Here is a 12,748-nt window from a genome sequence, read left to right on the forward strand (position 1 = left end):
TGGTAAAACACTAATAAAAACAAAAAGATAGCAATTAATTGCTATCTTTTAATATATTAAAAAAGTTTAGTGCATATTTATAATTTTCTTTTTCTTTTTCATAGGAAGTTTTTGGTTCATGATTAATAAAATTAAGTTTTATGTTTTTTGGATATATCAACATATGGATTAATGGAATTTGTAATTCCTTAGGTTTATTGGGTGTTTCAACTAGATGTGTGTATATATTATCATTTGTATATATACCTATAAAATAATTCATTTGAAGTTTCCTTAAATTTATATTTACATTGTCTTTATTTTCTATATAGAAATATATATCAGAACCTGGAATTGAACCTTGATTTGTAAAGTGTAAAAAGATGTTGTTAGTTTCTAAAATATTTTCAATATTTTTTGTTCCTGATATTTTATTTAAAAGTTGTTTAAAATTAATAAATTCCTCTTCTTTATGATCTATATTTTTAATTGATAATATGCTTTTATACATATCTTTAATATCATTATAATTTGAAATATTAAATTCTTTTTCTTTTCTCTCTCCATAAAAAATATCACCTAGTAATTCTATTTTATATTTTTCAAAATATTCATTTCTCTGTTGCTCATCTAATTCTCACCTATCTAATAAGATTATTCCATTTTCTTTTTGATTTGTTTTTATTTTATCAATTAATTCCTTGAATAATTCATTATTAAATATAGTTATTTCATTATACTTTTTTTCAGAGGTTTGTTTATTTGTGTATTTGTGAGAATAATAAGAAATATAAATTATAGAACCAAAAGCAAATATCATAAATAAAAGTATAATAAAATATATTAATTTCTTTTTCATAATATTTTCCTTTTAATCAATAATATATGATAAAGCTAAATTATCATCGACTGAATTTTGATATGAATCACTATATTTGTAAATTGCTATTCTATATACACCTTCATTCTCTGCTGTATAACGAATTAATTCATCATTTGATGTAGAAGAGTTTGATATTTTTATATCTTCTCATTTTCCATCTTTATTTTCTTTTTGTAAATACAAATCATAATCACTGAAGAATTTATTACCTAATCTATCAAAAGTCTCTTTTAAAGTTAGTTTATTTTCATTTTCATGTGTTTCTTTTGGATGAGAAACATTTTTAACTAATGATATAGGATAATTTCCATGAATATTTACGTCAAAATCTTTTTTTCATTCAGGTGTTTTTAATATTCCCGAGTTAAATAATCAAGATAATGCAATAGAAATTTTGTTTTCTTTTTTTAGTTTAAATTTTTCACTTGTATATACAAAAGTTTTATTACCCTCATCTTTTGCTATTGTTATATTTTTTAAATTTTCTTTAGCCTTTAGCATTCTTTCAAAATTAAGAATTCCTGAACCCGATTTTGAATCGAAACCACTTAGTTTAGTCTTTCCTATTTTTAATTCAGTAGATGATGCTGCAATTATTGATTTTATTGATTGAACTCTATTTTTTATCATTATTTATCTTATTATTTTCTTCTAAGGAAAGAAAAAGTGATATTGCTCCTGATACTGCAGGTGCTGAGAAACTTGTACCATTTACATAAATATCCTTGTTAACTTTATATTCAGTTCTTCAATGACCTAATTCATTTAATAATTTATTATTATAATAACTATATGTTCCTGGTGCTAAAACAAAAGGTTTTGAAATGTCTTCATATTTTTCATATACTCTTCAATTAGAATAATAAGAAATATTTGTATTTGAATCGTTTAGTGCTCCCACAATAATAGAATTGAATGCTAACTTTCTTTCGTTTATCCATTCGTTTAGAGTTTTTGGATTTCATTCTCCATTACCAGAAGAAAATACATTTATCACCCCATATTTTCTCGATAAATAATCTAGATAATAAGATTTTTCTTGATATAAAGATTCATCTCCTGTGAACCCATAACTATGATTAATTATTTTAACATTATTTTTCAAAACTAATCATTCCAATGCCTTCATTCATTCTTGAGAATCTTTAAAATTAGAAAAATAAATATTCGAATTTTTATGAATTCCATTTTCTCCGCCCAATATTTCTGAAACTAGAACTCCATGTTCTTTAATCCTTGGTTCTATAGACTTATTAACATTTAATGAATTCCTTAAATTATCTACAATGAATTCTTTTCCTTCTTTTTCATCACTACTATAGTATTCTAATATACCGACTTTATTTTTATAATTTTTATAATTATCATTATAATCTTTATAAATAGAAGGTATATTTAAGAAATTTTTATTTTTTGTGTTTAAAATAAATTGGTAATAAGGAACGACGTACCTATTTTGATTTTTTTTATCTAATCAATTTAACGATTGGCTTTGTACATTAATTTTTTTAACTATATTAAATTCATAATTATTTTCATTTAGTTTTTTTATTGTTTCTTCTAATTTAGATTTATTTATAAAAATTCATATAATAGGAAAAATTTTGCTTTTGTCATATTTTTCAAATTTTATTTTTTGTGTTTCTAGTCTTTTTATAAATTTATCATAAAAATTATCATCAATATTTTCCTTATCACTTATATTTAAATTTAATTGTAATTTGACATATTCATTTTTATTCTTATCCTCTTGTTTTGTATTTTCTACTACTTCTTTAAAGTTTAATGAAACGCTAGTTGAAATCATTCCAAACAAAGTTAAAATACCTATTAATTTATTAAATTTAACTCTTTTCACAAGTTACCTCTTACATAATAATGATATATCTTTTTTATAAAAATAATTTAAAAATGAAATAATAGAAGAACTAAATTTATATAAAATGTGAAAATTTCCATATATAATTAATTGTTTTTGTTTTAAATATACAATCTTATTGATTAACTAAAGATTATTTAGTAATTAATAGAGTTATTTAATAAAAATAAATCAAGATTAATTCTTGATTTATTTGTTATATAAATTATATGTTTCAACTCGAAATAAAGCTTTTTTAAGTTTGGTTTCTAGTTTTAAAATATCAACTGTATCTTTATTTTGTTTGATTTGGGTTTGTAAATTCTCTATTTCGCTTTTTGCTCTGTTTATATCTATATCTTTAGCGTTAATTATATCATCTGTAATGATATTGATTTTCTTTTGGTCTGCATAAATAATTCCACCACCAATATAGAAGTTTTGTGACTTATCAGAGTTACTTCAATTAATAGTTAAATTTCCAATTTCTACGCTAGAAAAAAAGGGGGAATGACCTTTTTGTATACCAATGTATCCTCTTGCTGTTTTTAATGTAAGAATATCAATTTCACCTTCATAAAAAACACCATTTGGGATAATTATTTTTAAATAAATAGTATTCATTATTTATTTTTTTGATATCTTTCTATTACATCATCAATACTTCCTGCATATCTAAATATGTCTTCAGGATAAGAATCATAATCACCATTTAAAATAGCTTTAAAACTTCGTATTGTCTCACTTAAAGGAACATATGCACCTTTAATACCTGAAAATTTTTCTGCAACTGTAAATGGTTGAGATAAAAAGTTTCTAATTCTTCTTGCTCTAGCAACTATTTTCTTATCTTCTTCTGATAACTCACCCATACCTAAAATTGCTATAATATCTTGAAGTTCTTTAAACCTTTGTAGAATTGAAATAATTTTTTGTGCTACATCATAATGATCTGCTCCAACTATTAAAGGATCAAGTAATCTAGAAGATGAATTCAATGGATCAATAGCTGGATAAATACCAAGTGAAGCAATACCACGATCTAAAACTGTTTTTGCATCCAAGTGTGTAAAAGTTGTAGCAGGTGCTGGGTCAGTTAAGTCATCTGCTGGAACATAAACTGCTTGCACAGAAGTAATTGAGCCACGTCTAGTTGAAGTAATTCTTTCTTGCAAAGCACCCATTTCTGTAGCTAAAGTCGGTTGGTAACCAACAGCAGATGGCATTCTACCTAATAAAGCAGACACTTCCGATCCTGCTTGAGTAAATCTAAAAATATTATCAATAAATAATAAAACATCTTGATTTTGTTTATCTCTAAAATACTCAGCCATTGTTAGACCAGATAAAGCAACTCTCATACGAGCACCAGGAGATTCGTTCATTTGCCCAAAAACTAAAGCTGTTTTATCTAAAACTCCTGCTGATTTCATTTCATGGTATAAATCATTTCCTTCACGGGTTCTTTCACCCACTCCAGCAAAAACTGATAAACCATTATGTTCAGTAGCTATGTTATTAATTAGTTCTTGAACCAAAACAGTCTTACCAACTCCAGCACCACCAAATAGACCTATTTTCCCTCCTTTTGCATAAGGAATTAATAAATCTATTACTTTAATACCTGTTTCTAAAATTTCTGAAGAAGTTTTTTGTTCTTCATATGTTGGAGATGAAGCATGTATTGGATGACGTATTATATCTTCTTGTAATGGTAAATCATCGATTGGATTTCCTAAAACATCAAACATTCTTCCTAAAACAACATTTCCCACTGGAACTGAAATTGGTTTTCCCGTATCTAATACTTCCAAACCTCTTTGCAATCCGTTAGTTGTTCCCATAGCTATTGTTCTTGCTGTATCATCACCAATATGCTGAGCAACTTCAAAGGTATATAATTTACCATCTTGAACTACTGTTAAAGCATTTAATAATTTAGGTAATTTTCCTTCATTAAACCTTACATCAACTACAGGTCCTAATATTTGTACTATTGTTCCTTTATTTTGAATCATCTTTTCTCCTTTTAGGTTGCATCTGCTCCTGCTACTATTTCTGTTATTTCTTGAGTTATAATACCTTGACGTTGACGATTGAATTCTAATTTTAAGTCTTTAATTAAATCACCTGCATTACTTGTTGCATTTTCCATTGCATTTCTTCTTGAAGCCATTTCAGAAATTTTTGAATTAGCAGATAAACAATAAATCATACTAGAAATAAACATGGGAATAGTTTCTAATAAGACAGTTTCAGCATTTGGTTCAAATTCAATAGAATCAGTTTGATTTTGTGTTTTAGAATATGAATTAACATTTATCGGGAATAATTGAAGACTAATTGGAGTTTGAGTTAAATTATTAATAAACTCAGTATAAATTAAATTAATTTTTGATATTTTCTTATCTGTATAATATTCTAAAGCCATCTTAGTAATTTCATTTGATAACTTATATGATAATTTATCACCGATATTAATATAACTTTTAATAACTTGATCTTTTAAAGAAGAGCCTAAAACTAAACCAACACCTTTAGTTCCTAAGATTATAATCTTATCATTTTGTTTTATTTTTTCAGTGAGTAATTTTATAATATTAGAATTATATGAACCACATAAACCTAAATCACTTGTTATAACAATATATAGTGAACTTTCAATATTATTTTGTGGAAAAATGTCATAAAAATCATTTGGTTGCACATGTGCTATTAGTTCATTAAAAGTATCTTGCAATGTATCTAAATATGATTTTACTTGTGTATATTCATTTCTTAATCTTCTTAATTTAGAAGTAGAAACTAATTCCATTGCATTAGTTATTTTTTGAGTACTAGAAACAACTGAAATTCTGTTTTTTAAATTGTTTAAATTAGGCATTTTCTAAATATTTCTTAGGTAGTGGTTTATATAAACGTTTGTCATAATTAGGTATAGTAGCAACTATTTCATAAACTATTTTAATTAATGCTTTTTCTATAATTTGATAATCTTCATTTGATATATTACCATTATGATGAATTCTAGAAAATACTGCAATTCCATCTTCTTCATGAGTTGCTCAACTAATGACTTTATCACGATATTCATGCATATAATTTATAGGCAAGATATTAATTATTCTTTCTTTAACACCAACTAAAATAATTGCCTGAATTTCTTGAGATATTGGATAATATTGTTCTTGTTTAAGTAATTCATATACTTTTGCACCATGGTCAAGAATTGTTTTTGTTGAATCATCTAAATCAGAACCAAATTGAGCAAACGCAAGCATTTCATTATATTGAGCTAATTCTAATTTTAAAGAACCTACTACTTGCTTAGTTGCTTTTGTTTGAGCAGCTGAACCAACACGTGAAACACTAAAACCTATATCAACTGCTGGTCTTTGACCTGAATTAAACAAACTTTCTTTAGTAAAAATTTGTCCGTCTGTAATTGATATAACATTAGTTGGTATATATGCACTTATATAACCTTGTTGAGTTTCTATAATTGGTAATGCAGTTATAGAACCACCGCCATAATCTTTATTTAGTCTAGCTGCTCTTTCTAGTAATTGTGAATGCAAGTAAAAGACATCCCCTGGGAATGCTTCCCTACCAGGGGGTCTTCTTAATAATAATGATAAGGTTCTATAAGCAATAGCGTGTTTAGATAAATCATCATATACTATTAATACATCTTCTCCGTTTTGCATTCACTCTTCTGCAATAGTAATACCTGTATATGGAGCAATATATTGTTGAGGAGCTAGTTCACTAGCTCCAGCTACAACTATTGTTGTATATGATAAGGCACCTGTATCCGATAGTTTTTGAACTATTTGTGCAACTGTTGAATTTTTTTGGCCTATTGCAACATAGACACATTTAACATTTTTACCTTTTTGGTTAATAATTGTATCAATTGCAATTGCAGTTTTTCCTGTTTGACGGTCTCCAATAATTAATTCACGTTGTCCTTTACCAATTGGTATCATAGAATCTATTGCTAAAATCCCGGTTTCAAGTGGTTGATTAACTTCTTTCCTGGTCATAACACCAGAAGCAGTTTTAAAAATTTCGGATTTCTTAGTAAATGTTAGTGAACCTTTTCCATCAATTGGATTCCCCAGAGCATCAACTACTCTACCTAATAATTGATCTCCTACACCAACTGAAATAACTTCTCCTGTTCTTTTAACAGTATCACCTTCTGAAACTGAGTTTGCATTACCAAATAATGCAACTCCTACCGTTTCTTCTTCTAAGTTTAAAGCAAGACCATAAACAGAATTATTAAATACTACTATTTCACTATTTTTAACTTTTTCTAAACCAGTTACCACTGCAATTCCGTCTCCTATAGATATAACTCTACCTATTTCAGAAAAATCTACTTTAGAACCAATATTTTTTATTCTGTCTTTTATAATTGCAGAAATATCATCTAATTTAATTGCCATTTATACTTCCTTTTCATGTTTTATTAAGTCATATTTTAAATTCTCTAAATCATTTTTAATGCTCATTTCATGAGTTTCAGTTCTTGAAACTATTTTAAAACCTGCAATTAATGATTTATCAACGTGATTAGTTATTTCAATAGTTCTTCTAGTTTTTAATTGTAATTTATTTTTTATTGCTTGTAATTGTTCGTTACTAAGTGGATAAGCAGAAATAACATCTAAATATCTTATTCTTAATTCCTTATTAGATAATTTTAAATATTCAATAAGGATTTTAACAATGTATTTAAATGATTTTCTTCTTAAAATAATTTTTAATGAGTTGATAATGATTCAATCAAAAGATTTAAAAGCTAAATCAATAGTTTTAAATCTTTCTTCTTCTGAAATCGTGTGATCACTAAAAAAATCAATGTAAGATTTATTTTCTAAAAATAAATCTTTTACTGCTTCAAATTGTTTATGCAATTCTTTTAGTTTATTTTCTTCTTGAACTAAATCAAAAATTGCAACAGAATATGCAGAAATATGTTTTTTTTCAAGCATTATAATTCCTCTACATCACTATCAGTTGTTAAATATTTATCAATTATTTCATCATGTGTGCTTTGAGACATTTCACGCTTTAAAATTTTTTGAGATAAATCTGTTGCTATTTCTACAATATATTTTTTTGCATTTAATTGAAACTCTTTTTGCTGAGTATTAATATCAACCATAGTTTCATCTAATAATCTTTTAGCTTCTGTTTTTGCTTTGTTTGTATAAAATTCAGATACTTTTTCTGCTTTAATTTTAGCTTGGGTGACTATTTCATCAGCAGTTAGTCGAGCATTTTTTAAATTTTCATTTGCTTGTTCTAACATTAACAAACTTTCTTCTTTTTGTTTAATTGATAAGTCAATATTATCTTGAACAAAATCTTTTCTTTCTTTCATCATTTTTTTAATAGGTTTATAAAAGAAAAATCAAAGAATAATTCCAATGATAATAAAAGCTATAATTGTAGCAATCATTAAAGGAATATTTGGGTATAAACCATCAAATTTTTCTTTAATTAATTCACTTGATGTTTTAATATTCATAACTTAATATTATTTTAAAACAAATAAAACAATCATTGCAATAACGAAAGCATAAATAGCTGCAGTTTCAGCTATACCAGCACCAATAATTAACATAAGTTTAATTTTAGGTTCTGCTTCTGGATTTCTTCCTACTGCTTCTGCAGCTTTTCCTGCTGCATATCCTTGTCCTATTCCTGTTCCAATAACACCTAATGCTGCAATACCTGCACCAATAGCAACTAATCCTAGTCCTACTGATGTTCCAGCTGTGTTTGATGATTGTTCTGTTGTTTTTGTTGCAACTTCTGTTGTTGTTTCTAAAACTGTATTAATTGTTGATAACATATTTTCTCCTAATATATAGATTCGATTTTTCTTTTACTAAATTTTTTAAATAATCCTTGTTTAGATATTTTTTTATGGCTTACTTCATTTTCAGATTCTAAACTTCAATAAACTGCTGTTAATAATGTGAATACTAAAGTTTGTAAAATTGCTCCAAATACATCAAAATAAAAATGTAATAACGGAGTTAAAATAACACCTAAAATATATGTAAATGGAAATGCTGAAGAATTTGATGCTTGCATTAATCCAAATCCTGCTAAGCCATAAATCATAACCAAAATAGTAGAACCACCTATTAAATTACCATACATACGTGCAGATAAAGAAATTAAGGGTGAAAACTTACCAATTCAATCCATAGGTTTAATTAATATTTCTTTGATATATTTCAATTTCTTATGAATTAAACCTGCTATAAATACTCCCATTCAAGTTGATATAGCTAAGGTTAATGGTACTGAAAAAGCAGTTCCGATCGGCTCAAAACCAAGCATTGGTGTTAAATTTCCTACTAACAAAAATGTAGCAAGTGTAAAAATATAAAATCTTGCACTTGGTAATCTGTGACTTGTTACTTCATCAAAAGTTCCATCAATATAACCAACATAACCTTCTGCTATTAAAACAATACCAGAAGGTGCTTTGTCTTTTTTTACTTTTTTAACTTTAATAAAAATAATAATAGATAATGTTAGTATTATTAAAATAGTTACTACTAACGAAATCATTTGTGGTAAATCAAATATAAACAGCCTATTTTTTATTTCTTCCAATTTTACCCCCTTTAATTTCAAGTAAATAATGTATTAAAATAACTATTAAATTCAAATTAATTCCACCTAAATAATAAAAGAAATTAATTGGGTAGTTTAAATTATTTTTTGTATATAAATTATTTATCATTAAAATTAAATAAATAATTGTTAATATAAATATAAAAAAAATAAACATTTTTAAGATATTCAAAAAATAAATAAATAATTTATTTGTTGAATTATTAAAAATTAATATTAATGTTATTTTAAACATTATATAAGAACATAAAGATCCTATAGCAAAACCAAAGAAAGCGCCATTATGTTCTAAGGAAACTAATCCAAATAAAACACAAAAAAAGATTCATAAAGTTCAAAAAATAATTTCATATTTTTTTTGAAACTTTATCATTTTTTGTCTCCTTTAGTATGCTTTTATTATTTTATTACTTTTTTTAAATTATTAAATATTAATATTAGTTATTTTAGTTTTTACACATATTTTGTTCTATATTTATTGAATAATCTAATATAGAATTTAAAATACGCAAAATATCTTGATTGTGTTCTTTTGATAAATTAGCAAACACTAAAACTAAATTAACAAATAAATTCATAAATTTTTTAGGGTCAATAACATATTGAATGACATCTTTAGTTTGAATATTTTTACCTATAATAGATTCATTGTTAATATAGAAATTTTTAGCTGATAGATTTAAAAATAACATTGGTTGAATACCAACTGCTTTTTGTTTGTTTTTTATTTTAATTTCAATAAAATCATTATCTATATATTCACTTATTAAAACTGGTTTAACAATTTCATATTCATTAAATGTTAATGGAATAATCATAAGATTATTCTGATTTCTTTTTCTTATTGATATTTTATATTCATCATTAATTGTGTTTTTAATACTTTGTACTTTGGTTATTAATTTTTTTAAATATTCAAGATTGATAAAACCTTTGATTAAACCTCAATAAAAAATATCAGATAATTCAAAAATATATTTGTTTTCTTCTTTGTTATTTTTAAATGCTAATTTATATATAGATGGTTTATTATAAAAATCCTCAATATTTTTATCATAACTTATTTGAATTTCTAGAAAATCATTTTCGTTTATGGTTTGAGTTTTGGAAGTTAGTATTTGATTTTGATTAGTTATATTATTTTTTGTTATAAATCTATATTTACTTGTTGGATATATATTTGTAAAATTTCATATTAATCTATTTCCAAACAAACTTAAAATAGAATTATTTTTTGATAATTCATTCCTAAAGAATGAATCTATATTTTGAATAATTTCGTTTCCGTTTAACAAATTAACTTTTTTTCATATCTCTTTATTTATTATTGGTGATAAATTACCAAAAAAATAAAATTCATTTTGATTTTTTGAATATCATTTTTTTAAATATTCTAAATATTTAAAAACCTTTAATGCTGTTTGTCCTTTAACCCTAATAGATTGATTATTTTCTTTTTCTAAAAAACCTTTATTGATTACAAGTTGATTCATATCTCTAAGAGTTGAAAAATGTTTATAATTACCTGTAATATTTTTATCTTTATATTTAGTATGTATATCTTCTATATATAAAAACTGATTTAATGAAAATTTATAATTAGTATTATATACAGAAAATGTGAACGTTTTGATATCTTCATAAGTCATGCCTTTTTGACTTCTTTTGTATAAACCTATTAAGATAGGGAAAGGAGTATTTTTAGAAGTATCTAAAAATACATTTGAAGATATAATCATCCCGTCAATTAATATGTAATTATCTTTAAATTCTTTTAGTTGATTAAAATTAGATTTTTTAATCAAATATGATAATGGATGTAATACACATACATAATCTGCTTTTAAATAATTAAATAATTTTAAAAATGAAATACCCATATCTCTTGAAACAAGTTCATTTTTAATTTCAGATTCCCCTTTTTGATTCTTTTTATAAAATGAAGTCCAATTATTATATGGAGGATTACCAACAATTAAAAGTTTATTATCTAGACTACAGATATGATTTCTTTCTAAATCTAATAATGAGTTTTTATTTCAGATTTTATGAAGTTTAAAATTACTTTTAACATTTTCATAGTATTTAGTATCTATATCAATATAAATGAACTTTTCCTTGAAAGTATCAATAACAAAATCTCCATTACCACCAGATGTATCACAAATAAAATCAAATTCAATTTTATTTGTATCTATCATTTTATATACAATATCTACTATTACCTTAGGTGTAAAGAACTGTCCTCATTCAATTTTTTTATTCATATGTAACCTTATAATAATAAATTATATTATCATTAACTAAAAATTAATTTTATTTAATGATAATTTTAATTAACTTAATATAATTTATTAATCATGATAAGAATTGATAAATACATATCAAGTATGACTGATTATTCAAGAAATGATGTTAAGAAATTAATTAAGAATAAAAAGATAAAAGTTAATAATGTATTTATTAACAAAGTAATTAATATAAATCAAACCGATCAAATTTTTATTAATGAGCAATTATTAATTGAAAAACCTAAGTATATTTATCTTCTGATGAATAAACCTAAAGGTTATATTTGTGCAAATAATGATAAAATAAATCACACCGTTTTTGATTTGCTGGATTCTTATTATTTGACTTATAAAGGATTACATACAGTCGGTAGATTAGATAAAGATACCGAAGGATTATTAATAATAACTAACGATGGAGAATTTACACATAATGTATTAAGCCCAAATAAACATATACATAAAACCTATTATGTAACAGTTGATAAAGAATTGGATAATAGTCTAATAAATGAATTTAAAAATGGGGTTAATTTAAATGATTTTGTTTCAAAGTCATCTAAACTGAAAATTATTGATAAATATAATTGCTATATAACTATTAGTGAAGGTAAATATCATCAAGTAAAAAGAATGTTTTTAAAATTTGGATATAAAGTTAAATATCTCAATAGAGTAAAGTTTGGTAAATTATGCTTACCAAGAGAATTAAAGACAGGACAATATAAAGAAATTAAATTAAGTGATGTTATTTAAACAATGCTACTACCAAAGAAAAAAAGTAGCAGAAGTTCTTACTAAAATACAACAAGCCCAAAGACAAGATGTACTAGATGTAGAATATGCTCAAGCACAAACTGAAGCTCAAAATGCTATTAATAATCTACCAGAACGTTCTCGTACAACTTTACAAAGTAGATTAGATAACACCAATCCAACTCCTACTAAAGAACAAGTAATTCAAATTAAAAATGATGCAATTGAATTAAAAACAGTTCAAGACCAAACTCGTGATACTATTAATGCAACTAGTTTATCTCCAAATAATAAAGAAAAATTATTAGCTGATTT

Annotated in this window: 15 protein-coding genes; 2 read left to right on the top strand and 13 right to left on the bottom strand. The window is 24.5% G+C overall.

The window, feature by feature from the left end:
* Positions 1-34: 34 nt before the first annotated feature.
* From T405_RS02815 to T405_RS03745, 13 genes are all read right to left on the bottom strand, one after another.
* Positions 35-838, bottom strand: a complete 804-nt coding sequence (locus T405_RS02815; RefSeq protein ID WP_036430906.1) for a hypothetical protein — start codon at positions 836-838, stop codon at positions 35-37.
* 12 nt (positions 839-850) lie between these two features.
* Positions 851-1,492, bottom strand: coding sequence for a hypothetical protein (locus T405_RS02820; RefSeq protein WP_036430909.1), 642 nt, complete (start codon positions 1,490-1,492; stop codon positions 851-853).
* The gene (locus T405_RS02825; RefSeq protein ID WP_036430912.1) at positions 1,479-2,720 is read right to left on the bottom strand and encodes a S8 family serine peptidase; all 1,242 of its coding nucleotides are present in this window, start codon (positions 2,718-2,720) and stop codon (positions 1,479-1,481) included. Before T405_RS02825 ends, T405_RS02820 begins: the two co-directional genes overlap by 14 nt.
* A 210-nt stretch (positions 2,721-2,930) precedes the next feature.
* The gene (gene atpC, locus T405_RS02830) at positions 2,931-3,344 is read right to left on the bottom strand and encodes an ATP synthase F1 subunit epsilon (protein ID WP_258408967.1); all 414 of its coding nucleotides are present in this window, start codon (positions 3,342-3,344) and stop codon (positions 2,931-2,933) included.
* Positions 3,344-4,738 carry a F0F1 ATP synthase subunit beta gene (gene atpD, locus T405_RS02835; RefSeq protein ID WP_036430918.1) on the bottom strand — a complete coding sequence of 465 codons (1,395 nt, stop codon included), beginning with the start codon at positions 4,736-4,738 and terminating at the stop codon, positions 3,344-3,346. The genes atpC and atpD overlap by 1 nt, the downstream gene beginning before the upstream one ends.
* Before the next feature lie 11 nt (positions 4,739-4,749).
* Entirely contained in the window at positions 4,750-5,604 is an 855-nt protein-coding gene (gene atpG, locus T405_RS02840; protein WP_036430920.1) for an ATP synthase F1 subunit gamma, read from the bottom strand.
* A complete protein-coding gene (gene atpA / locus T405_RS02845) occupies positions 5,597-7,174 on the bottom strand; it encodes a F0F1 ATP synthase subunit alpha (protein WP_036430923.1) in 1,578 nt (525 codons plus the stop codon). Before atpA ends, atpG begins: the two co-directional genes overlap by 8 nt.
* On the bottom strand, positions 7,175-7,723 hold the full coding sequence (gene atpH / locus T405_RS02850) for an ATP synthase F1 subunit delta (RefSeq protein WP_036430926.1): 549 nt from the start codon (positions 7,721-7,723) through the stop codon (positions 7,175-7,177). It abuts the gene before it with no gap.
* The gene (gene atpF / locus T405_RS02855; protein ID WP_036430929.1) at positions 7,723-8,262 is read right to left on the bottom strand and encodes a F0F1 ATP synthase subunit B; all 540 of its coding nucleotides are present in this window, start codon (positions 8,260-8,262) and stop codon (positions 7,723-7,725) included. Before atpF ends, atpH begins: the two co-directional genes overlap by 1 nt.
* Positions 8,263-8,271: 9 nt before the next feature.
* On the bottom strand, positions 8,272-8,589 hold the full coding sequence (gene atpE, locus T405_RS02860) for an ATP synthase F0 subunit C (RefSeq protein ID WP_036430932.1): 318 nt from the start codon (positions 8,587-8,589) through the stop codon (positions 8,272-8,274).
* A gap of 8 nt (positions 8,590-8,597) precedes the next feature.
* Positions 8,598-9,365 carry a F0F1 ATP synthase subunit A gene (locus T405_RS02865; protein ID WP_036430935.1) on the bottom strand — a complete coding sequence of 256 codons (768 nt, stop codon included), beginning with the start codon at positions 9,363-9,365 and terminating at the stop codon, positions 8,598-8,600.
* Positions 9,346-9,759 (bottom strand): hypothetical protein, encoded by a 414-nt coding sequence (locus T405_RS02870; protein WP_036430938.1) that lies wholly within the window; start codon positions 9,757-9,759, stop codon positions 9,346-9,348. Before T405_RS02870 ends, T405_RS02865 begins: the two co-directional genes overlap by 20 nt.
* A gap of 73 nt (positions 9,760-9,832) precedes the next feature.
* Positions 9,833-11,653, bottom strand: coding sequence for a R.Pab1 family restriction endonuclease (locus T405_RS03745; RefSeq protein WP_051619553.1), 1,821 nt, complete (start codon positions 11,651-11,653; stop codon positions 9,833-9,835).
* Between the two features lie 93 nt (positions 11,654-11,746).
* Here T405_RS03745 and T405_RS02880 point away from each other — a divergent pair, with 93 nt between their 5' ends.
* Together T405_RS02880 and T405_RS02885 are read left to right on the top strand one after the other, a co-directional pair.
* Positions 11,747-12,433 (top strand): pseudouridine synthase, encoded by a 687-nt coding sequence (locus T405_RS02880; protein ID WP_036430942.1) that lies wholly within the window; start codon positions 11,747-11,749, stop codon positions 12,431-12,433.
* On the top strand, positions 12,423-12,748 hold a 326-nt coding region (locus tag T405_RS02885; RefSeq protein ID WP_036430945.1), incomplete at its 3' end, for a hypothetical protein. The genes T405_RS02880 and T405_RS02885, both read left to right, overlap by 11 nt.

This window comes from Mycoplasmopsis felis ATCC 23391 (assembly GCF_000701865.1).
GTDB lineage: Bacteria > Bacillota_I > Bacilli_A > Mycoplasmatales > Metamycoplasmataceae > Mycoplasmopsis > Mycoplasmopsis felis.